General features: G+C 71.2%; 17 protein-coding genes and 1 riboswitch. Of the genes, 5 read left to right on the forward strand and 12 right to left on the reverse strand.

Going from position 1 to position 24,949, the window contains the following annotated elements; genetic code table 11:
• Positions 1-116 precede the first annotated feature (116 nt).
• Together htpX and ACIBK8_RS26620 are read right to left on the reverse strand one after the other, a co-directional pair.
• Positions 117-1,016 carry a zinc metalloprotease HtpX gene (gene htpX / locus ACIBK8_RS26615; protein WP_399044381.1) on the reverse strand — a complete coding sequence of 300 codons (900 nt, stop codon included), beginning with the start codon at positions 1,014-1,016 and terminating at the stop codon, positions 117-119.
• A gap of 178 nt (positions 1,017-1,194) precedes the next feature.
• Positions 1,195-2,088: an LLM class flavin-dependent oxidoreductase gene (locus ACIBK8_RS26620; protein ID WP_399044382.1), complete on the reverse strand. Its 894-nt coding sequence runs from the start codon at positions 2,086-2,088 to the stop codon at positions 1,195-1,197.
• A gap of 152 nt (positions 2,089-2,240) precedes the next feature.
• Here ACIBK8_RS26620 and ACIBK8_RS26625 point away from each other — a divergent pair, with 152 nt between their 5' ends.
• Positions 2,241-3,320 carry an HAD hydrolase family protein gene (locus tag ACIBK8_RS26625; RefSeq protein WP_399044383.1) on the forward strand — a complete coding sequence of 360 codons (1,080 nt, stop codon included), beginning with the start codon at positions 2,241-2,243 and terminating at the stop codon, positions 3,318-3,320.
• Between the two features lie 12 nt (positions 3,321-3,332).
• Here the strand turns inward: ACIBK8_RS26625 and ACIBK8_RS26630 are convergent, their stop codons facing one another.
• The 5 genes from ACIBK8_RS26630 to hisC form a co-directional block, all read right to left on the reverse strand.
• Positions 3,333-5,012, reverse strand: a complete 1,680-nt coding sequence (locus ACIBK8_RS26630) for a GAF domain-containing sensor histidine kinase (protein WP_399044404.1) — start codon at positions 5,010-5,012, stop codon at positions 3,333-3,335.
• A gap of 107 nt (positions 5,013-5,119) precedes the next feature.
• Positions 5,120-8,773 (reverse strand): thiol reductant ABC exporter subunit CydD, encoded by a 3,654-nt coding sequence (gene cydD, locus ACIBK8_RS26635; RefSeq protein ID WP_399044384.1) that lies wholly within the window; start codon positions 8,771-8,773, stop codon positions 5,120-5,122.
• 60 nt (positions 8,774-8,833) lie between these two features.
• Positions 8,834-9,835: a cytochrome d ubiquinol oxidase subunit II gene (gene cydB / locus ACIBK8_RS26640; protein WP_399044385.1), complete on the reverse strand. Its 1,002-nt coding sequence runs from the start codon at positions 9,833-9,835 to the stop codon at positions 8,834-8,836.
• 9 nt (positions 9,836-9,844) lie between these two features.
• The gene (locus tag ACIBK8_RS26645; protein ID WP_399044386.1) at positions 9,845-11,353 is read right to left on the reverse strand and encodes a cytochrome ubiquinol oxidase subunit I; all 1,509 of its coding nucleotides are present in this window, start codon (positions 11,351-11,353) and stop codon (positions 9,845-9,847) included.
• Positions 11,354-11,814: 461 nt separating this feature from the next.
• A complete protein-coding gene (gene hisC / locus ACIBK8_RS26650; protein WP_399044387.1) occupies positions 11,815-12,891 on the reverse strand; it encodes a histidinol-phosphate transaminase in 1,077 nt (358 codons plus the stop codon).
• Positions 12,892-13,319: 428 nt separating this feature from the next.
• Between hisC and ACIBK8_RS26655 the strand changes: the two genes are divergently transcribed.
• The 3 genes from ACIBK8_RS26655 to ACIBK8_RS26665 all read left to right on the forward strand — a co-directional run bounded on the left by ACIBK8_RS26655 (position 13,320) and on the right by ACIBK8_RS26665 (position 17,028).
• Positions 13,320-14,420 (forward strand): LacI family DNA-binding transcriptional regulator, encoded by a 1,101-nt coding sequence (locus ACIBK8_RS26655; protein WP_393684479.1) that lies wholly within the window; start codon positions 13,320-13,322, stop codon positions 14,418-14,420.
• A 415-nt stretch (positions 14,421-14,835) separates the two neighbouring features.
• On the forward strand, positions 14,836-15,939 hold the full coding sequence (locus tag ACIBK8_RS26660) for a metallophosphoesterase (protein WP_399044388.1): 1,104 nt from the start codon (positions 14,836-14,838) through the stop codon (positions 15,937-15,939).
• 213 nt (positions 15,940-16,152) lie between these two features.
• On the forward strand, positions 16,153-17,028 hold the full coding sequence (locus ACIBK8_RS26665) for a hypothetical protein (RefSeq protein WP_399044389.1): 876 nt from the start codon (positions 16,153-16,155) through the stop codon (positions 17,026-17,028).
• Positions 17,029-17,106: 78 nt separating this feature from the next.
• Here the strand turns inward: ACIBK8_RS26665 and ACIBK8_RS26670 are convergent, their stop codons facing one another.
• The 3 genes from ACIBK8_RS26670 to thiC all read right to left on the reverse strand — a co-directional run bounded on the left by ACIBK8_RS26670 (position 17,107) and on the right by thiC (position 21,255).
• On the reverse strand, positions 17,107-18,360 hold the full coding sequence (locus ACIBK8_RS26670; RefSeq protein WP_399044390.1) for an MFS transporter: 1,254 nt from the start codon (positions 18,358-18,360) through the stop codon (positions 17,107-17,109).
• Positions 18,361-18,427: 67 nt separating this feature from the next.
• Positions 18,428-19,375, reverse strand: coding sequence for a LysR family transcriptional regulator (locus tag ACIBK8_RS26675; protein ID WP_399044391.1), 948 nt, complete (start codon positions 19,373-19,375; stop codon positions 18,428-18,430).
• Between the two features lie 95 nt (positions 19,376-19,470).
• Entirely contained in the window at positions 19,471-21,255 is a 1,785-nt protein-coding gene (thiC, locus tag ACIBK8_RS26680; protein ID WP_399044392.1) for a phosphomethylpyrimidine synthase ThiC, read from the reverse strand.
• Positions 21,250-21,406: riboswitch (TPP riboswitch) on the reverse strand. (Overlaps the previous gene by 6 nt.)
• 70 nt (positions 21,407-21,476) lie before the next feature.
• Between thiC and ACIBK8_RS26685 the strand changes: the two genes are divergently transcribed.
• Positions 21,477-22,889 carry a YibE/F family protein gene (locus ACIBK8_RS26685; RefSeq protein WP_399044393.1) on the forward strand — a complete coding sequence of 471 codons (1,413 nt, stop codon included), beginning with the start codon at positions 21,477-21,479 and terminating at the stop codon, positions 22,887-22,889.
• A 193-nt stretch (positions 22,890-23,082) separates the two neighbouring features.
• Here ACIBK8_RS26685 and ACIBK8_RS26690 read toward each other — a convergent pair whose 3' ends face one another.
• Both ACIBK8_RS26690 and ACIBK8_RS26695 read right to left on the reverse strand, forming a co-directional pair.
• Positions 23,083-23,508 carry an SsgA family sporulation/cell division regulator gene (locus ACIBK8_RS26690; RefSeq protein WP_227050771.1) on the reverse strand — a complete coding sequence of 142 codons (426 nt, stop codon included), beginning with the start codon at positions 23,506-23,508 and terminating at the stop codon, positions 23,083-23,085.
• Between the two features lie 104 nt (positions 23,509-23,612).
• Positions 23,613-24,389: an IclR family transcriptional regulator gene (locus tag ACIBK8_RS26695; protein ID WP_399044394.1), complete on the reverse strand. Its 777-nt coding sequence runs from the start codon at positions 24,387-24,389 to the stop codon at positions 23,613-23,615.
• Positions 24,390-24,949 lie beyond the last annotated feature (560 nt).

The raw sequence follows: 24,949 nt of genomic DNA on the forward strand, positions 1-24,949 counted from the left end.
CGCTCGCGGTGGTCCCGGCGCCCGGCACAGGCCGTGCCGGGCGCCGCCGTCCTTCCCGTCCGGCCGTCAGCGGCGCCCGGGGCACCGGGCCGCACCGTGGTGCGCCGGCCGCACCGTCACGGCCTGCCCAGCTGCGCCGAGATCCGTCCCAGCTGGTCAAGGCGCTGTTCCAGCGTCGGGTGGGACGACAGCAGCCGGTTGAAGGTCTCCTTGTTGAAGGCGGGGGCGAAGAAGAAGGCGTTGAACGGCTGGGACTTGCGCAGGTCGTCGGTCGGGATCCGCGCGATCTGCCCGGTGATCTTCGTCAGGGCGGAGGCCAGGGACGACGGGCGGCCGGTGAGGATCGCGGCGGCCCGGTCCGCCGACAGCTCGCGGTAGCGCGACAGCAGGCGGGTCAGCAGGAAGCTGATGGCGTACACGACCGCGCTGACCGCGGTGACGATGAGGACGGCGACCGCCGCGTTCTGGTCACGGTTGTTGCGTCCGACGCCGCTCCACAGGGCGGCCCGGGTGATGATTCCAGCCAGGACGCCGAGGAACGAGGCGATGGTCATCACCGCGACATCGCGGTGCGCGACGTGCGACAGCTCGTGGGCCAGCACCCCCTCCAGCTCATCGGGCTCCAGCCGCCGCAGCAGTCCCGTCGTGGCGCAGACCATGGAGTTCTTCTGGTTGCGGCCGGTGGCGAAGGCGTTCGGCACGTCCGAATCCGCGATGGCCACCCGCGGCTTGGGCATGTCGGCCAGCGCGCACAGCCGGTCGACGGCGCCGTGCAGCTCGGGCGCCTGCTCGGGGGTCACCTCATGGGCTCCCATGCTGAACGCGGCGATCCGGTCGCTGAACCAGAACTGCGCGATGAACAGCCCGCCCGAGATGACCAGCACCACCACCCACGCGCCCTTGAGCAGCACCACCAGCACCCCGACGACCACGACGTACAGCAGTCCGATGAAGAACATCGTCATGACCATGCGGGAGGTGAGCCCGCGGTCGGGTGCGAAACGGGTCTGTGCCATGGCTCCTCCACACGTCGCGTTCCGCGCACCGTGCGGGCCCGAGGCCGCGGCTTCCCGGGCGCGGGGCCCGCACAGTACGCCGCTGCACCGATTCTCCCTCTTCTTGGCTCTGTGCGGGATAAAGCCCAGGCCGGCGGCGCACCATGAGCCCCGGAGGGAGCAGCGGTCCAGGAGGCGGTCAGACGCCGAGCTGCCCCAGCCCCTCCGTGGCGATCCGTTCAAAGACCGCGACATCGGCCGCGAACATCGAATCGGCGATCGGCCAGTGCAGCACGATCTCGTCGAAGCCCAGCTCGGCATGGGTGCCGGCGAAGTCCACGAACGCGTCGAACGAGTCCAGCGGCCGGTCGGGGGTGAACCCCGTCAGCAGGATCTTCCGCAGCTCACCGGGGTCGCGGCCGACGTCGGCGCACGCCTTGCCCAGCCGCTCCACCTGGCCGCTCAGGGCCGCGACCGACTGCTCCGGCGTCCCCTCCGCGTACAACTTCGGATCACCGGTGGTCACCCACGCCTGGCCGTGCCGGGCGGCCAGCTTCAGACCGCGCGGCCCGGTGGCCGCCACCGCGAACGGCAGCCGCGGCCGTTGCACACACCCGGGGATGTTGCGGACCTCGTGCGCGGAGTAGTGCTCGCCCTCGTACGAGACGACGTCCTGCGTCAGCAGCCGGTCGAGGAGGGTGACGAACTCGCCGAAGTGGTCGGCCCGCTCCCGCGGCGTCCACGGGTTCTGGCCGAGCGCGGTGGCGTCGAAGCCGTTCCCGCCGGCGCCGATGCCCAGCGTGACGCGTCCTTCGCTGATGTCGTCGAGCGAGATCAACTCCTTGGCGAGGGTGACCGGGTGGCGGAAGTTCGGCGAGGTGACGAGGGTGCCGAGGCGCAGCCGGGAGGTCGCGGCTGCGGCTGCCGTCAGCGTCGGAATCGCGCCGAACCACGCCTGGTCGCGAAAGCTCCGCCAGGAGAGGTGGTCGTAGGTGTACGCGGTGTGGAAGCCCAGCTCCTCGGCGTGCTGCCACACCTCCTTTCCGCCGTCGGACCAACGGCGGACGGGGAGGATCACGGTGCTCAGTCGCATACCCCCGAGCCTACGGCCGCCGCCCGATCACCCACAGGGCGCCGGAAGGACCCGCCCCGGCGTCCGCCCCGGCGCCCCGTACCGGCCATCCCACGGGCTCAGGCGCGCGCCCCACCGCACGCCTGTGCGCCGCGGTACGGGAAGATGGACCGGTGACTGATGCCTCTGCGACGCCGCACCGGGTGCCCGAGCCGGCCCTCGCGCCCCGGCTGATCGCCACCGACCTCGACGGCACCCTGCTGCACGACGACAAAACGGTCTCGGACCGCACGATCGCCGCGCTCGCCGCCGCGGAAGCGGCCGGTGTCGAGGTCTTCTTCGTCACCGGCCGCCCGGCCCGCTGGATGGGCGTGGTCAGTGATCACGTGCACGGTCACGGCCTGGCGATCTGCGCGAACGGCGCGGCCGTCGTCGACCTGCACCGTGGCCGCCGCATCGTCGAGGTCAGCCCGCTGGAACGCGCCGCGGCCCGCGCCGTCGTGGACGCGCTGCGCAGCGCGGCGCCCGGCACCACCTTCGCGGTCGAATGCACCGGCGGCATCCACTACGAGCCGCAGTACCCGCCCTTCCACCTCGATCCGGCGGCGTCCATCGCCCCGGCCGAAAAGCTGCTCGCCGACGACTTCGCACCGCCGCCCGGCCCCGCGCCCACCCGCCTGAACGGGACGGACCTGCCGGACGGCACGGACCCGGCGGCCCCGGACGGCCTCGCCCGGCCCGGCGGCGCGGAGGACGGCGCTCCGTACGCCGCGGCGTACGACACCGGAGCGACGACGGCCGCCTTCGAGACGCCAGCCACCGGCACCCCGCACCTCACTCCGGGCATCTCCGGCACCGAGATCCCCACCACCGGCCCCGGCCAGCCCGTCCTGAAGCTCCTCGCGCACCACCCCGACCTGGATCCCGACGCGTTCCTCGCCCTGGCCCGCAGCACCGCGGGCGGCCTCGCCTCGTTCACCCGCTCCAGCCCCACCGCCCTCCTGGAGATCAGCGGCCCCGGGGTCAGCAAGGCCGGCACGCTCGCCCGGTGCTGCGCGGAACGCGGCATCGCCCCGGAGGAGGTCGTCGCCTTCGGGGACATGCCCAACGACATAGAGATGCTCGGCTGGGCCGGCACCTCCTACGCCATGGCCAACGCCCATCCCGACGTGCTGGCCACCACCACGGGCCGGACGGTCTCCAACAACGAGGACGGCGTGGCGGCCGTCATCGAGCAGATCCTCAAGGCGTAGCCGCCCCCGGACTCAGAGCGGCGCCTCCCAGGTGACCTTGGTGCCCGTGCCCTCTTCGCCGGTTCCCGGCCCGTGGACGCTCGATCCGCCGAGCGACTCGGCGCGCTTCGCGAGGTTCTTCAGGCCGCTGCGCCGACCGCCCTCCGGGATGCCGACCCCGTCGTCCGTGACGGTCAGCCGCACCCCGTCCGTGCCGTCGGGCAGCGTCACCGTCGCGTCGACGACGACTTCGATCCGGGACGCCCGCGCGTGCCGGAACGCGTTCGACAGCGCTTCCCGCAACGCCGCGATCAGGTTCTTGCCGGTCAGCTCGCCGACCCGGGAGTCGACAGGTCCGACGAAGTGCGCCGACGGCTGGAAACCGAGCGGCACGGCGGCGGCGCCGATCTCCCGCAGCACACGGGTGCGCAGCCCGGACGGCGCCTCGGCCGGGCCCTGCTGGAGCGCGAAGATCGCGGTGCGGATCTCCTGGATCGTCACGTCCAGTTCGTCCACGGCCTTGCCGATGCCCTGGGTGACCTCCGGCACCTCGGCCCTGCGCTGCGCGCTCTCCAGCAGCATCCCGGTGGCGAACAGCCGCTGGATGACCAGGTCGTGCAGGTCACGGGCGATCCGGTCGCGGTCCTCGAAGACCGCGAGGCGTTCCCGGTCCCGCTGCGCGTCGGCGAGCACCAGGGCCAGCGCGGCCTGCGCGGCGAACTGGGTGGCCAGGGTGCGCTCGGCGGCGGTGAACGCACGCCCGCCGCGGTTCCTGGGGGTCGCGAGTGTGCCCAGGACCCGGCCGTCGCTCTTGAGCGGCAGCATCATGCTCGGTCCGAAACGCGGCGCGATGGCGGTGATCATGCGCGGGTCGGTGGCCGAATCGTCCACGAACACCGGCTCGCCCGCCAGGAGTTGCGCGGTCACCGGGCTGTCCGGCGGGATCTGCGTCCCCATGATCCCGGTCGGGTCGTCCGCCGACACCGCGACGATCTCCAGGCCGCCCTCCTCGTCGGGCAGCAGCACGATCCCGGCCGCCGAATCCGCCAGCCGCCGCGCCTGTTCGGCCACCACGGCGAGCGCGTCGTCGACGTCGCTGCCCGCGAGGAGTTCGGTGGTCACCGCGACCGAACCGTCGATCCAGTGCTCCCGCTGCCGGGTGAGGGCGTACAGCCTGGCGTTGCCGATCGCGATGCCCGCTTCGGTGGCCAGCACCCGCACCATGTGCAGGTCCCCCTCGCTGAACTGCCCGCCGCCGCGCTTCTCCGTCAGATAGAGGTTGCCGAAGATCTCGCCCTGGACGCGGATCGGCACCCCCAGGAACGTCCGCATCGGCGGGTGTCCCGGTGGGAAGCCGGCCGACCGCGGATCCTGGGTGAGGTCGGCGAGACGCATCGCCTGCGGGTCGTGGATGAGCGCGCCCAGCAGCCCCTTGTGGCCGTCCGGCAGCTCACCGATACGCCGGTGCTCCGCCGCGGTCACGCCGTACGTCACGAAGTCGGACAGGCCCTCGCGCGCGTCGTCGATGATGCCGATCGCGGCGTACCGGGCGTCGGCCAGCTCCGCGGCGGTCTCCACGATCCGGTCGAGGGTGATGTGCAGGTCGAAACCGGCGCCGACCGTGCGCATCGCCTCCAGCAGCTGCGGCACCCGTGCGGTCAGCTCGGACGAGAGGCCCTGCAGGCTGCGGGTCGCCTCGGTCGCGGCGCGCATCGGATCGGGGTCCGATCCGGCGGACCGGAAGTCCGCGGGGTCCTGAGGTCCTGCCGTGGCTGCCATGCCTTGAGCCTAATAACGACGCTTTTCCGAGGAAAGTCCAGTTATGCGGGCAGGGCCGGGACGCCGGTGCGTGCGCGCGACGCCGGCTCCGCCAGGCCGTACGCCGCATCCACCGCGCGCTCGCGTTCCAGCATCCGGCGGAACGGCCCGTCGGCCGCGGCCAGCTCCGCGTACCCGCCGTGCTGCACGGCCCGGCCGCCTTCCAGGACCAGTACCTCGTCGACCTCGTCGAGACCGGTCAGCCGATGGGTGATCAGGACCGTCGTCCGGCCCTCGGTCGCGGCCAGCAGGTCGGCGGTCAGCGCGTCGGCGGTGGCCAGGTCCAGGTGTTCGGCGGGCTCGTCCAGGACGAGTACGGGGAAGTCCGCCAGCAGCGCGCGGGCCAGCGCGAGACGCTGCCGCTGGCCGCCCGACAGCCGGGCCCCGTGCTCGCCGACCATGGTGTCGAGCCCGTCGGGCAGCCCGCGCACCCACTCCGCGAGGCGCGCCCTGCCGAGCGCGTCCCACAGGTCCTGGTCGTCAGCGGGCGGCTGCCCGTCGTCACCGGACGCGGCGGGGTCCGGGTTCCGGCGGGCGAGCCTGAGGTTTTCGCGCAGCGAGCTGTCGAAGAGGTGCGCGTCCTGCGCGCACAGCCCGACCAGACGCCGCACCGCCTCGCCGTCCAGCTCCGCGGCGTCCACACCGTCCAGCGTGTAGGAGCCCGCCTCCCGGTCCAGGAAACGCAGCAGCACCTGCGCGAGGGTGGTCTTGCCCGAGCCCGAGGTGCCGACGACGGCGAGCCGCCGGCCGGCGTCCAGGGTGAACCCGACACCGTCCAGCGCGAGGCCGGCCTGCCCGGCGTGACGCGCGGTCAGATCCCTTACGGCCAGCGGGAACGGCGAGGCGGGAGCGGGAGCAGGGGCCGTCGGTTCGACGACCGGATCGGGGGCGTCCAGCACCTCGAAGACCCGTTCCGCCGCCCGCCGGGTGCGCTGGCGGTACTGCACCGCGAGCGGCAGCCCGGCCACCGCCTCGAACGCGGCCAGCGGCGTCAGCACGACCACCGCGAGCGCCACCCCGTCCAGCCGCCCGTCGCGCACCGCCTGCACCCCGGCCACCGCGGTCGCGACGACCGTCAGCCCGCACAGCAGCGCCGAAAGACCGGCCCCCATTCCCGCCGCCGCCGACGAGCGGGACGCGATGCCGGTCAGCTCCCGATCGGCGCGCCGCACCGCTTCCGTACGGCCCGCGAGCGCGCCCGCGACCGTCAACTCGGCCGTGCCGGTCAGGAGGTCGACGATCCGGGTGGACAGCCGCCCCCGCGCGGGCGCCAGTTGACGCTCCGCACGACGGGACAGCGCACCCGACACCACGGGCACCCCGACGCCCGCCAGCAGCAGCCCCGCGGCGAGCAGCCCGCCCGCCTCCGGCAGCAGCCAGCCGGTGAACCCGACGGTGCCCGCGCCGACCAGCACCGCGGCCCCCACGGGCAGCAGCCACCGCAGGAAGTGGTCCTGCACGGCGTCGACATCGGCCACCAGACGCGACAGCAGATCGCCGCGGCTGCGGTCCTTAAGACCGGCGGGCGCCAGCCTCTCCAGCCGCCGGAAGACGGCGACCCGGACATCGGCCAGCATCCGGAACACCGCGTCGTGCGCGACGAGCCGTTCGGCGTACCGGAAGACGGCGCGGCCGATGCCGAACGCCCGGGTCGCGGTGACCGCCACCATCAGATACAGCACCGGCGGCTGCTGCGAAGCCCGCGAGATCAGCCACCCGGACGTCGCCATCAGCCCCACCGCGCTGCCCAGCGCCAGACTGCCCAGCAGCAGCGCGAGCGCGAACCTGGACCTGCGTGCACGGGCCAGCCGGCGCAGCCGCGACAGCGCCGACCCGGCCCCTGCGCCCATACCGGCAGGCTCGGGCGCGGCGGCCGGGGCGGCGGCCACCGGAGCCGGGGCGGCGGACACCGGCCGCGCCGGGACCTGCGCCGCACCGGCCCGGGTGGCGCCGCCGCCGTCCGCCGGGTCCGGCAGCCGCACGATGCGGTCGGCCACCGCGAGCAGCGCCGGCCGGTGCACGACCAGCAGGACCGTACGCCCGGCCGCCAGACGGCGCACCGCGTCCACGACCGCCGCCTCCGTCCCGCCGTCCAGGCCCGCGGTCGGCTCGTCCAGGAGCAGGACGGGACGGTCGGCGAGGAAGGCGCGGGCGAGCGCGATGCGCTGGCGCTGGCCCGCGGAGAGCCCGGCGCCGAACTCCCCGAGCCGGGTCGCGGCGCCGTCGGGCAGCGCGTCGACGAAGTCCAGCGCGCCCGCGTCCCGCAGCGCCCCGCGCAGCGCCGCGTCATCGGCGTCCGGGCGCGCCAGCCGTACGTTCTCGGCGATGGTGCCGGCGAAGAGGTGCGGTCGCTGCGGCACCCAGGCGATCCGGCTGCGCCAGTCGTCGGGCGAGAGCGACGCGATGTCCTGCCCGTCGACGAGGACCCGGCCCGCGGTCGGCTCGGTGAAGCCGAGCACCACGCTGAGCAGGGTGGACTTGCCCGCCCCCGAGGGCCCGACCAGCGCGACGGTCTCCCCGGCCCGCACCTCGAACGACGTGGCGGGCAGCGAGTCGGTGCTCCGGCCGGGGTGGCGGACGGTCAGCCCGTCGACGGTCAGCGCGGTACCGGCCGGGGCGGCGGCGGTGCCTGGCGCCCGCGGCGGGGTCTCCAGCACCGCGAAGATCTCCTCGGCGGCCGAGAGCCCCTCGGCCGCCGCGTGGTACTGCGCGCCCACCTGCCGCAGCGGCAGATACGCCTCCGGTGCCAGGACCAGCACCATCAGCCCCGTGTAGAGGTCGAGGTGGCCGTTGACCAGCCGCATGCCGATGCCGACGGCGACCAGGGCGACGGAGAGGGTGGCGAGGAGTTCGAGTGCGAAGGAGGAGAGGAACGCGATCCGCAGCGTGCGCAGGGTGGCCCTGCGGTAGTCACCGGTGATGGCGCGGATGGAGGCGGCCTGGGCCTTGGCCCGGCCGAAGACCTTGAGGGTGGGCAGCCCTTCGACGACGTCGAGGAAGTGGCCCGACAGCCGGGCGAGCAGCCGCCACTGCCGGTCCATCCGCGACTGGGTGGCCCACCCGATGAGGATCATGAACAGCGGGATCAGCGGGAGGGTGATGACGATGGTCAGCGCCGAGATCCAGTCGCCGGTGACGATCCGGGCCAGCACGGCGACCGGGACGACGACGGCGAGGCCGAGCTGCGGCAGATAGCGGGCGAAGTAGTCGTCCAGCGCGTCGATTCCGCGGGTGGCGAGGGTGGTGAGTTCGCCGGTCCGCATCTCCAGGGTGGCGGTCGCCTGCGTCCCGGCGTCCGTCCCGCCGTCCGGGCGGCGGAGTTCGGCGCCGGGCCCGAGCCGCGCCGCCCGTTCGATCAGCCGCATCCGCAGCTCGGACTTGACCGCGGCGCTCGCACGGTGCGCGGCCAGCTCGGTGAGCCAGGAGACCAGCCCCCGCCCGACCGAGACGGCGGCGAGCAGCGCCACGGGAGTGACCAGATCGCCGAGACCGAGCGCGTGCCGGAAGGCCCCGGCCACGATCTCGGCGATCAGCATGGCCTGGCCGATGACCAGGCCCGCCCCGGCAAGCCCGAGCACCACCACCGCGATGAGGAATCCCCGGGTGGCGCGGGCGTATCGGAGCAGGCGCGGGTCGACCGGTTTCACGTGAAACATCCGTCCAGATGAGCCGGCCGAGTTCGCCCCCGAAGAGGCGAACTCGGCGTAGGGCTACGGCTAGTGGGCCTCGGCGATGTGCTGGGTGCCGATCCGCTTACGGAACACCCAGTATGTCCACCCCTGGTACATCACCACGATCGGTGTCGCGATGCCGGCGCACCAGGTCATGATCTTCAACGTGTAAGGGCTGGACGAGGCGTTGGTGACCGTGAGGTTCCAACTCCCGTTCAACGACGACGGCATGACGTTCGGGAAGAGCGTCAGGAACAGCATCGCGACCACGGCCACGATGGTGACCCCGGAGAACGCGAACGCCCATCCCTCCCGGGCGAGCCGGTTCGCACCGAGCGCCGCGACCAGGGAGACGACCGCCACGATCATGGCGATCAGGCTGCCGGCGTCGCCCTTGTCCGCCTGCGTCCAGCTCAGGAAGCCGATCGCCAGGACGGCGGTGACGAGACCGAGCACGGTCGCCATCCGGCGCGCCCGCACGCGGATGTCCCCCACCGTCTTGAGCGAGGTGAACACCGCGCCGTGGAAGGTGAACAGGGTCAGCGTGACCAGACCGCCGAGGATCGCGTACGGATTGAGCAGGTCGAAGACGCTGCCGACGTACTCCTTGTGCGCGTCGATCTTCACGCCGCGGACGATGTTGCCGAACGCCACGCCCCACAGCAGCGCGGGCAGCAGCGAGGCCCAGAAGATCGCGTGCTCCCAGTTCCGCTGCCACCGCTCCTCGCTGCGCTTGGCGCGGTACTCGAACGCCACTCCGCGCACGATCAGGCAGACGAGGATGAGCAGCAGCGGCAGGTAGAAGCCGGAGAAGAGGGTGGCGTACCACTCGGGGAAGGCGGCGAAGGTCGCGCCGCCCGCGGAGAGCAGCCAGACCTCGTTGCCGTCCCAGACCGGGCCGATGGTGTTGATCAGGACCCGCCGTTCCTTGCGGTCACGGGCGAGCAGCTTGGTGAGGACGCCGATGCCGAAGTCGAAGCCTTCGAGGAAGAAGTACCCGGTCCAGAGAACGGCGATCAGGACGAACCAGACGTCGTGGAGATGCACAGTCGCCTCCTAGTACGAGAAGGCCATCGGCCGGTCGGCGTCGGTACTGTCGCCGCCGACCTTGGTGGGCGGGTTGAGGTCGGAGTCGGTGAGTTCCTGGGGCCCTGCCTTGATGTACTTCACCAGCAGCTTCACCTCGACGACGGCGAGGATCGCGTAGACCGCGGTGAAGACGATCAGCGAGGTGAGCACCTCGCCCTGCGAGACACCGGGCGAGACCGAGGCGGAGGTGCGCAGCACGCCGTAGACGGCCCACGGCTGACGGCCGGTCTCGGTGAAGATCCAGCCCCAGGAGTTGGCGATGAGCGGGAAGCCGAGGGTGACGAAGGCGAGCGACCAGTACCACTTGGTGAGGCGGGCGCCGAGCACCTTGTTCTTGGTGACGGCCAGCCGCGGTGGCTCCTCGTCCCCGGTCCGCAGCCCCGGCGAGAGCCAGAACTTCTTGCGGGTGAGCCAGAGTCCGGCCAGTCCGATGACGAAGGACGTCATGCCGAAGCCGATCATCCAGCGGAAGCCCCAGTACGCGACGGGGATGTTGGGCCGGTAGTCGCCGGGCCCGAACTTCTGCTGCTCGGCCTTGTTGACGTCGTTGATGCCGGGCACCGGCGAGGTGAAGTCGTTGTGGGCGAGGAAGGAGAGCAGACCGGGGATCTCGATGGCGACCTTGTTGTGGCCCTTGTCGACGTCGCCGTAGGCGAAGACCGAGAACGGCGCCGGCTCTTCCTTGTCCCACAGCGCCTCGGCCGCGGCCATCTTCATCGGCTGCTGCTTGAACATGACCTTGCCGAGCTGGTCGCCGCTGATCGCGGTGAGGGCACCGGCGATGACGAGGGTGACCAGGCCGAGCCGCAGCGAGGTGCGCATCACCTTGATGTGCTTCTTGCGCATGAGGTGGTACGCGGAGATGCCGACCATGAAGGCGGCGCCGGTGAGGAAGGCGGCGGTCAGCGTGTGGAACACCACGACCAGGGTGGTGTCCTGGGTGAGCACCTTCCAGAAGTCGGTCAGCTCGGCCCGGCCGTTCGCGGCGTTGTACTTGTAGCCGACGGGGTGCTGCATCCAGGAGTTGGCGGCGAGGATGAAGTACGCCGACAGGATCGTGCCGATCGAGACCATCCACATGCAGAAGCAGTGGATCTTCTTGGGGAGCTTGTCCCAGCCGAAGATCCACAGACCGATGAAGGTGGACTCGAAGAAGAAGGCGATGAGCGCCTCGAACGCGAGCGGGGCGCCGAAGACGTCACCGACGAACCGCGAGTAGTCGGACCAGTTCATGCCGAACTGGAACTCCTGGACGATGCCGGTGACGACACCCATCGCGATGTTGATCAGGAAGAGCTTGCCCCAGAACTTGGTGGCCTTGAGGTACTTCTGCTTCGCGGTTCGCACCCAGGCGGTCTCAAGTCCGGCCACCAGGGCGGCGAGGGAGATCGTCAGGGGGATGAACAGGAAGTGGTAGACGGTCGTGATGCCGAATTGCCATCGCGCCAGAGTCTCTGGCGCCAACGCCAGTTCCACGTCATTCTCTCCTTACCTCGCCGCTTGCACTACGGCAATCTGCCCCTTTTGCCCCCAATGAAGCGGGGCATAAAGGGCGCGCTTGTGAACGCGTTCACATTCACAAGCATTATCTCTCACCCGCTTCCAGCCATTCTTACGGGGGGTGCGTGACCGCGGTCACGCAGGAATCCACAGCACGGCACCCACCGCGCAGCCTCCGCGCCGGCACCCGGCGGCCTAGGTCCTGTCGTCGAACTCCCGTCGTCTGCCCGGAGGGCAGGCCCCGCGGCGCCTGGTGCGTGCGCTCGCAAGGCGGAGGGTCTTCCCGGTACTGGGCGTACCGGGAAGAGCCCGACAACGCAGCGAGCGTGCGTGCCAGGCGCCGCAGGGCAGACGGGAGTTCGACGACAGGGCCTGGCACAACGACTTGGGGCCGCGAGCCGTCAGGCCCGCGGCCCCAAGGCCGGAAAAACCGCGCGTCACAACGCCTTGCGGAACTCCTCGGCGGCCTGCAGGAACAGGTCCATCGCCGCACTCTCGCCGATCGTCACCCGCACACCCTCACCGGCGAACGGCCGCACCACGACACCGGCCCGCTCACACGCAGCCGCGAAGTCCGTCGTACGGTCCCCCAGCCGCAGCCAGACGAAGTTGGCCTGCGTCTCCGGAACCGTCCAGCCCTGCCCGGCCAGCGCATCGACCACCCGGGACCGCTCGGCGACCAGCGCGTCGACCCGCTCCAGCAGCGCCGCCTCGCTGCGCAGCGAGGCCACAGCCGCCTCCTGCGCGAGCTGGCTGACGCCGAACGGCACCGCCGTCTTGCGCAGCGCCGCGGCCACCGGCGCGTGCGCCACCGCGAAACCGACCCGCAGCCCCGCCAGCCCGTACGCCTTGGAGAAGGTCCGCAGGACACAGACATTGGGCCGGTCACGGTAGAGGTCCACGCCGTCCGGCACCTCGGCATCGCGGATGAACTCGCGGTACGCCTCGTCCAGCACCACCAGAACGTCCCCGGGCACCCGGTCCAGGAACGCCTCCAGCTCGGCACGGCGCACGACGGTGCCCGTGGGGTTGTTGGGGTTGCAGACGAAGATCAGCCGGGTGCGGTCGGTGATCGCCGCCAGCATCGCGTCCAGGTCGTGCACCTCGTCGGAGGTCAGCGGAACCTGCACGGACGTGGCACCGGAGACCTGCGTGACGATCGGGTACGCCTCGAACGACCGCCAGGCGTAGATCACTTCATCGCCGGGGCCGGCCGTCGCCTGCACCAGCTGCTGCGCCACCCCCACCGATCCGGTACCGGTCGCCAGGTGCTCCACCGGCACCGAGAACCGCTCGGCCAGCTCCGCCATCAGACCGGTGCACGCCAGGTCGGGGTAACGGTTGAAGGCCCCGGCGGCGGCCACCGCGGTCTCCAGGACGCCGGGCAGCGGGGGATAGGGATTCTCGTTGGAGGACAGCTTGTACGCGGCGGGCCCTTCCGGGGCCGGCCGGCCCGGCTTGTAGGTGGGGATGCCGTCCAGCGCAGCACGCAGCTTCGGGGTCTTCTCGCTCACCGCAGGTCCTCCTCGACCGTCCCACTCGACTCCAATACTGCACACCTTAAGAGGATTCCCCCGTTCGGCGGCAGACCCCCGCTTCCCGGCCGCCCCTCCCACGGCACTGGGGGACACCCCCGTACGGTGCGAGCCGGACGCCCGTACCGCACCGCCCGCTCACCCCCGGGGCGCGCTCGCCATATCTGCGCGCGCCGGTAGCTCACTCCGTGGCGCGCGTCCCCCGTGAAGGTGACTTGAGACCTCTTCGATACCTGACGAGATCGCCAGGCGAACACCCTCGGCGACCCGGCCAACTCCACCCGAAACCCACAACTCCCTTATCTTCCAAGGGTATTGACGACTGATCACCTTGCAGAAACGTGCCTTCTGCAAGGCGACGGCCGACTCCCGCGAAAAGGCCGCCCGAGCCCTACTATCGGCTCGCCATGACAGCAGCAGGGAAGCACCAGGTGAGCCGGTCGACCGGTCGCCGGCTGGGGCGGGCAGGCATCCGGGATGTGGCCGCCGCGGCCGGCGTATCGATCACGACCGTCTCCGACGCGCTCAACGGCAAGGGCCGGCTTCCGGATGCCACCCGTAGCCACGTCCGCGAGGTGGCCGAACGGCTGGGCTACCGCCCCTCCGCCGCCGCCCGCACCCTCCGTACCGGCAAATCGGGCCTCATCGGCCTGACCGTGACCACGTACGGGGATGAACCTTTCACCTTCACCGAATTCGCGTACTTCGCAGAGATGGCCAGAGCCGCCACCTCCGCCGCGCTGGCCCGCGGCTACGCCCTCGTCATCCTCCCCGCGACCTCCCGCCACGACGTGTGGTCCAACGTCGCACTCGACGGCACGGTCGTCATCGACCCGGCCGACGGCGACCCCGTCGTCACCGAACTCGTCCGGCACGGCCTCCCCGTCGTCTCCGACGGCCGCCCCGGCGGCACCCTCCCCGTCACCGGCTGGGTCGACAACGACCACGAAGCAGCCGTACTCGGCCTGCTCGACCACCTCGCCGACGCCGGCGCCCGCCGCATCGGCCTCCTCACCGGCACCACCACCGACACCTACACCCGGCTGTCGACCACCGCGTACCTCCGGTGGTGCGAACGAGTCGGCCAGGACCCGGTCTACGAGTCCTACCCGGCACACGACCCGTGCGCCGGTGCCGTCGCCGCCGACCGGCTGCTGGCCAGGCCCGACCGCCCCGACGCCGTCTACGGCCTCTTCGACCCCAACGGCACGGACCTGCTCGCCGCGGCCCGCCGCTACGGCCTGCGCGTCCCGGACGACCTGCTGCTGGTCTGCTGCAGCGAGTCCACCGTCTACGCCAACACCGAACCGCCGATCACCACCCTGTCCCTCAAACCCCGCCGCATCGGCACCGCCGTCGTCCAGATCCTCATCGACGCGATCGAAGGACTGGGCGACGGGTGCCCGGTGGAGCAGGTCATACCGACCGACCTGATCGTGCGGACCTCGTCCCAGCGCCGGTCCCCCCGCACGACCGTCAGCCCGCCGCGCGGCCCGGCCGGCGACTGACCCCTACCGTCGGCGCAGCGCCGACAGCAGGGAGGGGCACCGAGCGGGTGCCCCTCCCCGGCCGGCCCGCCGGCCTCCCGTTCGGGACGTTCCACGCCACGCCGACCGTCGCATTCACGCCATGATCCGGACGCCGCGTGTTGGATACGCTCCCGAAACCGGCGCGGGCGACGCACCGGCAGCGGCCCGGTCAGCCCCCACGGCCAGGGAAAATCAGGGTGATCTCGGGATAAAACCGCAGGGAACGCCGAGCTCCCGTCGATTGACCACCCCCGGGTGCGTCACAACCCGCGAGCAGCGTTCCTATGATGGGCGAACGACACCGCGGACCGCCGTCGACCAGGCAAAGGTCCGAGAGGTACACGGCGGCGCAATGGTGGAGGGGTCAATGACTCAGGGGGCCGGTCAAGGACCCATGGCGTGGACCATGGCGGCACACACTCCGGCGTCCCCGCAGCCGCCAGGACCGCCCCCCGGCGCACCCGTGGCACCGCCGGCGGACACCGTCCCCCCGCACTTCCCCGCCGCACCGCAGGCGCAGCTCCCCGCACACGCCACGGAACTGCCCGACGAGTACACCGCGACCGCCCGCGACCTCCCCGTCGTCGGCGCACCAGGGCGTACCGACACCCTCATCGACCAGCCGGCGGCCGGACCCGTACCGGCCCCGGAGGCCGCACCTGACGGCGAACCGGCCGAGGGGCCGGGCCCCTTGTACGTCGTCGGCGACGTACACGGCTACTACGACGAGCTGCGCGAGGCCCTCGCCGCCGAAGGGCTGATCGACGCCGACGGCAGCTGGTCGGCGGGCAACGCCAGGCTGTGGTTCCTGGGCGACTTCACCGACCGCGGCCCGGACGGCATCGGCGTCATCGACCTCGTCATGCAGCTGTCCGCCGAGGCCGCCGCGGCCGGCGGGTACTGCAAGGCGCTGATGGGCAACCACGAACTGCTGCTCCTGGGCGCCAAGCGGTTCGGCGACACCCCCGTCCAGTCCGGCGCCGGCACCGCGTCCTTCCAGGCCGCCTGGCTGCTCAACGGCGGCCAGAAGACCGACATGGACCGCCTGGAGGACCACCACCTCCAGTGGATGGCCCGCCTAGACGCCGTGATGGAGGAGGACGGGCACCTGCTCGTGCACTCCGACACCACCGCCTACCTCGAATACGGCGACTCCATCGAAGCCGTCAACGACACCGTCCACGACGTGCTGACCCGTAGCGAGGCCGACGAAGTCTGGGACCTGTTCCGCAAGTTCACCAAGCGCTTCGCCTTCCGTGACGAATGCGGCGCGCAGGCCGTACGCCGGCTCCTGGACGCCTACGGCGGCACGCGCGTGGTGCACGGCCACAGCCCGATCCCGTACCTCCTGGGCGAGGTGGGCACGGAGGACACCGACGGCGAGCCCGTCGTCGTCGAAGAGCCGCACGTCTACGCCGACGGGCTGGCCATCGCCATGGACGGCGGGGTCACCATGGCCGGAAAATTGCTTGTCGTTCAACTTCCCCTGACTGACTGAGCGTTATCCGGGCAGGTGAAAGCCAAGTCGGCGGGCGGGCGGCGCACGGCGTGACCGGACGGTTCCGTTCAGGGCCGGGCCCAATTTCCGGAAACCCCCTGTCACCCCGTGCCGGAGGCGCTCTACCATCGGGCTATCCGTAGCAGGCTCTCCTCCGTTTCCGCCAACTGCCCGGCCATCGTCGGCCCGTACGGCCCTACGGAGCATCGGGGGATGCACATGAACAGCGCTCCGCATCTGCTCAACGAGGACCGCGAGGACTTCGCGCGACTCCTCGATGAAGCGCTGCGTACCGCCGCCCACCGCCCGGATCTCGCCACCGCAGCGAGCGAGCACCTCACCACCGAGCAACTGCGCACGCTGGCACTCGACGCCACCTCCACCATCGCCGCCCACGCCGCGGCCGAGTACCGGCACTACGTACGGCTGCGCGACCGGCTGCGCGACCCGGACGGCGCGCCCGCCGATGCCGCGACCGCCGACGGCGAAGATGCCCGAAGCCCCGCCGCCGCGGACCCGTTCGCCGCCGCGGCCACCGGCCCGGACGGCGCACCGGAAGCCGCCGGCGCGGGACTCGGCGCCATGATCGCCGTCCTCGCCCCGGTCCTCGCGGGCATCGCGGCGGTCCTCTTCCTCCTCATCGGCTACGCCCTGAGCGCCATCAGCCCCGAACAGGCCGTCGCCCGGCCGTTGATCACCGTCGGCTGGATCTTCGCCGCGCTGGCCGCGGCGGGGGCACTGGTCGCGATGGCCGGCCTGGTGATCACCGCCCTGCGCAACGGCTCGTCGCCGCGCGAGGCCACCGGCCACCACGACCTCGACCGCGCGCGCGAGGCATGGCACCGCGCCCTCGTCGAACAGGGCCTGCTGCCCTTCCTCCACGACACCCTCGCGGCAGCCGCCGACCACACCCCCGCCCCGTACACCCCGGGCCGGACCGGCGTACGCAAGAGCCGCATCCCGTCCCTCGGCTACTCCCGTCCCCGTTTCAGCAGCCCCGACACCGGATCGGCAGGCACCCGCCCCCGCTACTCCAGCCCCGACTTCACCGGCCCCGACCACGACGGATCCGAGGAACGGCCGCAGTAGGGCGGGCGTGCGGGCACATGAGGCAGCGCCTGGGCTGCCCTGAGACGCCGCATCATCATTGCGGTCGGGCAGCGCGATTCAGGACTCGGACCGCGCACCGCGCCCCGCCGCCCACGCCAGCAGCAGGCCCACTCCACCCAGCGCGGCAGCGATGCCCAGGGGCGCGGTGTAGCCCGCGCCGGCGGACAGGGCGGCGCCGGCCAGCAGAGGGCCGCCGGCGTTACCGACGTTGAAGGCGGAGATATTGGCGGCGGAGGCAAGGTTGTCGGCGCCGCGCGCAGTGGCCAGTACGGATGTCTGCAACGGCGGGATGACAGCGGCGCCGACCAGTCCGAACAGCAGAAATCCGATGACCATGGCCGGTTCGCTGTGCACCGCCGCCAACAGCAGCAGGGATGTCACCGAGACGGCAGCGAGCGCCCCGTACAGCGTGGGCAGCAGCGCCCGGTCCGCCAGCCGGCCGGCCAGCGGGGTGCCGATCACCATGCCGACGCCGACCAACACCAGCATCAGTGGAACGGTGCGCGCGCCGAACCCGGTGACCTCGGTCAACAGCGGCGCCACATAGGTCAGGACGGCCAGGAAGGGCGCCCAGCCGAAGGCAGTCGTGGCCAGTGACAGCCAGACCCGGCCGCGCCGGAAGGCAGCCAATTCGCGACGGAGGCCCGCGCCTTGTGCGGCGGGCTCGTACGGCACGAACACGGTGAGCGCGATCAGCAGAGCGACCCCGACCGCGGTCACCGCCCAGAAGGTGGCCCGCCAGCCGAGCGCCTGCCCGAGGGCGGTGCCGCCGGGCACACCCAGGACATTGGCGAGGCTGAGACCCATGAACACGGAGGCGATGGCGCGGGCCTTCCGCTCCGCCGGTACAAGTCCGGCCGCCACGACAGCGGCGATTCCGACGTACGCGCCGCCGGCCAGCGCGGACAGCACCCGCCCGGTCAGCAGGATGGTGAAGCCCGGCGCGAGGGCGCTGACCACACTGGCCACGATGAACAAGCCGACCAGCCACAGCAGCATCCGCTTGTGGGCGACCCGGGTGCTGAGCGCGGTCAGCAACGGCGCCCCGACGACCATGCCCAGTGCATAGCCCGACACCAGCAGTCCAGCGGTCGGAATGGGTACCCGGAGGTCGCCGGCAACCTCGGGCAGCAGCCCGGTGATGACGACCTCGGTGGTGCCGACGGCGAACGCACCGAGTGCGAGTGCGAGCAGCGCCGCAGTCGCCGAACGCCCCGAGGCCCGGGGACGGGCGGTCCGCAGCGTCTCCTGGGGGAGGGGAGCAGGCGGGACGCGGGAGGTGGCCGAATCGGCAGAAAGATCATGGGACATGGCATCAGACTGCCGCCCGCGCGCGTGCGGATCAGCCTCCGATTCCGCAATGATCGGTAAGCCTGGCTTACCGATCGTGTCCGGCCGGCAGCGACTCCGCTGCGCTGCGCGCCGTCCCGCCCGTCCGCTCCCGTGCCCTGTCCACCGCAACGGCCGCGAAGGCGCGCACCCGCGCGGTCTCCCCGGTCGCACGCCACACCAGTCCGTACTCCAATGGCTCGGCGTCCCGGAACGGCACATAGGCGACGCCCCGCGGCGCGAAGTACGCGGCAACGTCGGCGCCCACGGGGGAGATGCCCTGACCGGCGCCGACCATGGCGAGGGTCTCCTGCAGCGTCGCCGCCGACCGGCCGCGCAGGACCGGCCGTCCTTCGGGGGTACGGGAGGGGGCGAGATGCTCCTGCCAGTAGTCGGGGACATGCCCGGTGCAGGCGAACACCCGGTCCCGGGCCAGATCCTCCACGCACACCGTGTCCTGCTTGGCGAGCACGTGGTTGGCCGGTACGGCCAGCATCCGTGGCACACGCAGCACCACAGGACCGCGCACCAGGTCTGGCTCATCGACCGGGAACTGGGTGACCAGCAGCTCCGCCTCACCGTCACGCAGCGGATCGAACATGGACTTGACCTGCGTCTCATGGATCCGCACGGCCACGCCCGGGTACCGGCGGGTGAAGGCGTCGATCGCCTCCATGACGAACTCCCCTGCCGCGTGTCCGAGATAGCCCACCGTGAGGCTGCCCTCGATCCCCTTGGCAGCGGCCTGCGCCCTGGCCAGACCCCGCATGATGGCGCGGTAACCGGGCTCGATGTCGTCGAGAAGCTCTCGGCCGAGCGGGGTGAGCCGCACCCGACGGCTGGTGCGCTCGAAGAGCGGCGCCCCGACGCGGCGCTCCACCTGCTGGATCGTCTGGCTCACCCGGGCCCTGGTGACCCTCAGCCGCTCGGCCGTACGGCCGAAGTGCAGCTCCTCGGCCAGGATCACGAAGCTCTCGATCTCCAGTCTCTCCAGCACCTGGGTCACGCTAGCCGTGTCCGGTCCCGGCCGTCGAGGCGGCCTCGGGCCCCCGGACCGTCCTCAGGTCCGGGGGCACTCCGGCACGATGAGCGTCAGTCCGCAAGCGGCAGGTACACCCGGTTCCCCGCCGCCGCGAACTCCTTCGACTTCTCCGCCATGCCCGCCTCCACGTCGACCGCCAGATCACCGCCGTGCTCCCGGCGGATGTCCTGGGAGATCTTCATCGAGCAGAACTTCGGCCCGCACATGGAACAGAAGTGGGCCGTCTTCGCCGGTTCGGCCGGCAGGGTCTGGTCATGGAAGGAACGCGCGGTGGCCGGGTCCAGGGCCAGATTGAACTGGTCCTCCCAGCGGAACTCGAAGCGCGCGTCGGACAGCGCGTCGTCCCACTCCTGGGCACCGGGATGCCCCTTGGCCAGATCCGCCGCATGGGCCGCGATCTTGTACGTGATCACGCCGGTCTTGACGTCGTCACGGTCCGGCAGGCCCAGGTGCTCCTTGGGCGTGACGTAGCAGAGCATCGCCGTGCCCCACCAAGCGATCATCGCGGCACCGATACCCGAGGTGATGTGGTCGTACGCGGGCGCGATGTCGGTGGTCAGCGGGCCCAGCGTGTAGAACGGCGCCTCCTCGCAGATCTCCTGCTGAAGGTCGATGTTCTCCTTGATCTTGTGCATCGGGACGTGCCCCGGGCCCTCGATCATCGTCTGGACACCGTGCCGCTTGGCGATGGTGTTCAGCTCACCCAGCGTCCGCAACTCCGCGAACTGCGCCTCGTCGTTGGCGTCCGCGATCGAACCGGGACGCAGACCGTCCCCGAGCGAGAACGTCACGTCGTAGGCCGCGAGGATGTCGCAGAGCTCCTCGAAGTGCGTGTAGAGGAACGACTCCTGGTGATGCGCCAGGCACCAGGCAGCCATGATCGAACCGCCCCGCGAAACGATGCCGGTCTTGCGCCGGGCGGTGAGCGGGACGTAACGCAGCAGCACACCGGCGTGCACCGTCATGTAGTCCACGCCCTGCTCGGCCTGCTCGATGACCGTGTCCTTGTAGATCTCCCAGGTCAGTTCCTCAGCCTTGCCGTCGACCTTCTCCAGCGCCTGGTAGAGCGGAACGGTGCCGATCGGCACGGGGGAATTGCGCAGCACCCACTCCCGCGTGGTGTGGATGTTGCGACCGGTGGACAAGTCCATGACCGTGTCCGCACCCCACTGCGTCGCCCAGGTCATCTTGTCCACCTCCTCCTCGATGGAGGAAGTGACCGCGGAATTACCGATGTTGGCGTTCACCTTCACCAGGAAGTTCTTGCCGATGATCATCGGCTCGATCTCCGGGTGGTTGACGTTGGCCGGCAGGACGGCGCGACCCGCCGCGATCTCGTCACGTACGAACTCCGGCGTGACGTTCTCGCGGAGGGCGACGTACTCCATCTCCGCGGTGATCTCGCCGCGCTGCGCATAGGCGAGTTGGCTGACCGCGGCGCCGTTCCGGCCGCGGCGGGGCTGCCGCGGCCGGCCGGGGAAGACCGCGTCGAGGTTCTTCAGACCGCCACGCGGCGAGGTGTGCTTGAGGCCGTCGTCCTCGGGGCGCAGCGGGCGGCCCGCGTACTCCTCGGTGTCGCCCCGCGAAATGATCCAGTTCTCCCGCAGCGGCGCCAGTCCACGGCGGACGTCGGTTTCGATGTGAGCGTCGGTATACGGCCCTGACGTGTCGTAGAGCGTCACGTCCTTGCCGTTGGTGAGGTGCACTCGCCGGACCGGAACCCGCAGGTCAGGGCGGGATCCGGTGAGGTAGCCCTTGTGCCAGCCGATCTCCTTGGCGGAGGCGTCCTGGCCGGACTCGCCGTTTTCGGGCGTGCGTGCATCCTGCAGAGTCATGGAGACCCAACTCCCTACGCCGGCATTACCCGGTAACAGGTTCGGCGGTCGACGCAGCGGCTCCCGCCCACGGGCGTTTCACGTGAAACGCCGCTGGGACGAGGATCAGCGCCCTCTCAGCCCGGTGCTCCGAGCTCCCGCGATTGCAAAGGTGCCACCACGGTAGCGGCCGATGTGGCGTGGTGAACAGGGGGCCCTGCGCTTCTTGCGATGATCGGTCGGTGACCGGCACCGATCCTCATACGCACTCCCACGGCCATGCGCACTCGCACGGGCACGGCCCCGCCTCGCCCGTATCCCGGCATCTGCGCAAGGTCATCGCCGCGGTGCTGATCCCGTTCGCCGCCGCCGTGGTGGTCGGCCTCGCGGTGTTGTGGCCGGGCGGCGCGCCCGATCACCGGCCGTCTGGCGTCGGCTTCGACCAGCCGACCGAACAGGCCAGGGTGACCAAGGTGGAGGAGGTCAACTGCGCCGACGTGCACGCCGAGCAGCAGCAACAGCCGGCGACTCCGGGCGGCCCGCCGACCGGGGGAGCGGAGCGGGGAAAGCACTGCGAACGCGCGACGGTCGAGGTCACGTCGGGCGGAAACACCGGCCGGACCTTCGAGACGATCGTGACACCGGACGCGCTGCGGCACTACACGACGGGGCAGGAGGTCGTCGTCGCGTACTCCCCCAAGGCGCCCAAGGATCTGCAGTACTCGATCAGCGATGTGGACCGGACCTTGCCCATGTGGGTGCTGGCCGCGATCTTCGCGTGCGCCGTCGTGATCGTCGGGCGGCTGCGCGGGGTGCTGGCGCTGGTCGCCCTGGCGGCGAGCTTCGGGGTCCTGACGCTGTTCATCCTCCCTGCCATCCTTCAGGGATCAAATCCCCTGCTGGTGGCGGTGATCGGCGGCAGCGCCATCATGCTGATCGCGCTGTACATGTGCCACGGACTGACGGCCAGAACCTCGGTCGCGGTGCTCGGCACGCTCGCCTCGCTGCTGCTGATCGGGCTGCTCGGCTCGGTCTTCATCGGCTGGGCACTGCTGACCGGCAACACGGACGACACGACGGGGCTGGTGCACGGGCTGTACCCCGGCATCGAGATCCGCGGACTGCTGCTGGCAGGCATCATCATCGGCTCGCTGGGGGTGCTCGACGACGTGACGGTCACCCAGACCGCCGCGGTGTGGGAACTCAAGGAGGCCGACCCGTCGGCGGGCCGGCGCAAGCTGTACAGCGCCGCCATGCGGATCGGACGGGACCACATCGCCTCCGTCGTGAACACCCTCGTACTCGCCTACGCGGGCGCGGCGTTGCCGCTGTTGCTGCTGTTCTCGATCGCACAGAGCAGCGTGGGCACGGTCGCCACCAGCGAAGTGGTCGCCGAGGAGATCGTCCGGACCCTGGTCGGCAGCATCGGTCTGGTCGCATCGGTACCGCTGACGACACTGCTCGCGGCGCTGGTCGTCTCGGCCGACCGCAGGCCCCAGGCCGCTCCGGGGGACGAGAGCGGAGCAGAGGACGGCACCTGGGGCACGGGTGGCGCGACGGAAACCGGCACGACCGTGGGACGGGCGGCAGCGCGGCGCGGCGCACGGGCGACACGAGGGTCGCGTGGGACGCGCGGCCGACGCCGCAAGGCATGACGGAGCCGCGGCCCGGGGCCGCACCGGCCCACTGACCTCCGCCGACCGGCGCGGAAACCGGCGCAGCGGGCATCGGGCCGACACGCCATCCCCTGGGCGAGCAGGATCCGGCGCCCTCTTCGTCACGGACCCGCCCGGCGCACCGGGACAGCGCCCGCCCCGAAAGGGCCGGGGAGGACCGGGCGGTGGTGGGTCAGCTCGCCTTGGACGCCTCCGTCAAGATGCGGTCCAGCACGGCTTCCAGGGTGTCGCACACCTCTTCCGCGCCGAGCGGCACCAGCCGGTCCGTCCGGTCGAGGAACGCCACCAACGGCGGTGCGCTGACGCGGAAGAGCGCGCGTTCGGCGCCGACCTGGAGGCTGATGAAGACGTCGCTGAGATGCCCGCCGGAGGCAGGCTCGACGCGTACGTCACCCTCCCCCGACGGCCCGCTCAGCCCGTCGAGCAGCAGCTCACGGCTGAAGGCCCACGTAACGGGCACATCGCCGGGCAGGTCGAAGGTGAGGCGTACGGCGTACGGATCGGCGCTGTCGAAGTCCAGCTCCACCGGGATCCGGAAGGCGAGTTCCTCCGAGACGAGGAAGCTCATGATCACTTCTGCCTGAACTGTGTCGGTCATCAACCACTGCCCCGCACTTGATCGGAGATGGCCGGGATTCGTCCCCCGTAGCCCTATTGACGCCATCGTCTGTCACGTGCCAGCAGATCACAAGGAGTGAGTTTTCAGATACTGATAGAGAAGGCGAGTGTCGTTAGCGTCGCCTCCGCCATTTTCCGTAGTCGGTCCGCGACAGAGCGCAATCGGTGCAGTTCTTCGGCAGGGAGAGAAACGGCCAACGCCGCGACCACGGAGCCGACCTGGATGGGAATCGCGGAACATACGGTGCCGAGGGCATATTCCTGATGCTCATACGCGACCTGACCACGACGCACCGTATCCAAACGGTGCAGCAGATCGTCCTCAGTTCGTACGGAAAAGGGGGTTATCGACTGCACCGGGTAACGGGACAAATGTTCCTTACGCGCTGCCTCGTCGAGCTGGGCGAGCAGGCACTGCCCGATCGCATGCGCGTGCGCGGTGGCGCGGAAGTCCACCCACTCCTCGACCGGCGGCCGGCCCGGCTCGTTGGAGACGGCCAGCACCTCCACTTCACCCTCGCGGTAGACGGCGAAGTAGACAGCGGCGTTCAACTTCTTGCTCACCACGGCCAGTGCTTCGGCGAGTTGATGGCGCTGACGGCGGTGCGCCCCGGCGCGGCCGATGGAGTCCGCGGCCTCACCGAACACGAAGACGCCGTTCTCCCGGCGCAGATAACCCTCGTGCGTCAGGGTGCGCAGCAGGTGGTACGTCGTCGGCAGTGGCAGCCCGGCCTCCCGGGCGAGTTGCTTGGCCGGCGCCCCTTCGGGGTGCGCGCCGACCGCCTCCAGCAGCCTCAGCGCACGCTGTACCGATCCGATCAAGGTGGGGTGGGAAACGGATTCACCGTTCACGACTGCCAACGTCAACCCCCAGGTCCGATCGCCATGGGGCACGGGGGCCCCGGTCGCGGGATCGTTCCCGCGTCGCGCGCGTCTCCCAGGGCCGCCCCATCCTCGACGTCCGGCCCGATCTCGCTTCACTCGGTATTTTCCGGAACGTCAGCATCCGGAAGACGCCTGCGACGGCACTCTAACTCGGCGGATCGGAGTGGTAACCCGATCGGCCTGCGAGTTAACTCACCTGGCGCACTCCTTGACCGACAGTGACCATGGAGAGAGCGCCGCACACTGCCCGTGCAGGCCCAACACCCCGCTCAGGCAACGCAGTACGGGAAAACGGCCGCACATCTGCGCGAGGGCTGGGGTGGGGAGGGGGTGGGTGGGGTGGGAGGGGCCAGGGGTGGGCGGCTGGCTTCCGTTCTCTGCCCCCCCCCCCCCCCCCCCCCCCCCCCCCCCCCCCCCCCCCCCCCCCCCCCCCCCCCCCCCCCCCCCCCCCCCCCCCCCCCCCCCCCCCCCCCACCCCCCCCCCCCCCCCCCCCCCCCCCCCCCGCCCCCCCCCCCCCCCCCCCCCCCCCCCCCCC

The sequence above is a fragment of the Streptomyces sp. NPDC050161 genome (assembly GCF_044460025.1).
Lineage (GTDB): Bacteria > Actinomycetota > Actinomycetes > Streptomycetales > Streptomycetaceae > Streptomyces.

Bases quoted from the DNA above. Each gene is read 5' to 3' on its own strand.
- htpX (WP_399044381.1), bottom strand. From the start codon at position 1,016: ATGGCACAGACCCGTTTCGCACCCGACCGCGGGCTCACCTCCCGCATG.
- ACIBK8_RS26620 (WP_399044382.1), bottom strand. From the start codon at position 2,088: ATGCGACTGAGCACCGTGATCCTCCCCGTCCGCCGTTGGTCCGACGGC.
- ACIBK8_RS26630 (WP_399044404.1), bottom strand. From the start codon at position 5,012: ATGCGCGCCGCGACCGAGGCGACCCGCAGCCTGCAGGGCCTCTCGTCC.
- cydD (WP_399044384.1), bottom strand. From the start codon at position 8,773: ATGTTTCACGTGAAACCGGTCGACCCGCGCCTGCTCCGATACGCCCGC.
- ACIBK8_RS26655 (WP_393684479.1), top strand. From the start codon at position 13,320: ATGACAGCAGCAGGGAAGCACCAGGTGAGCCGGTCGACCGGTCGCCGG.
- ACIBK8_RS26660 (WP_399044388.1), top strand. From the start codon at position 14,836: ATGGCGTGGACCATGGCGGCACACACTCCGGCGTCCCCGCAGCCGCCA.
- ACIBK8_RS26665 (WP_399044389.1), top strand. From the start codon at position 16,153: ATGCACATGAACAGCGCTCCGCATCTGCTCAACGAGGACCGCGAGGAC.
- ACIBK8_RS26670 (WP_399044390.1), bottom strand. From the start codon at position 18,360: ATGTCCCATGATCTTTCTGCCGATTCGGCCACCTCCCGCGTCCCGCCT.
- thiC (WP_399044392.1), bottom strand. From the start codon at position 21,255: ATGACTCTGCAGGATGCACGCACGCCCGAAAACGGCGAGTCCGGCCAG.
- ACIBK8_RS26690 (WP_227050771.1), bottom strand. From the start codon at position 23,508: ATGACCGACACAGTTCAGGCAGAAGTGATCATGAGCTTCCTCGTCTCG.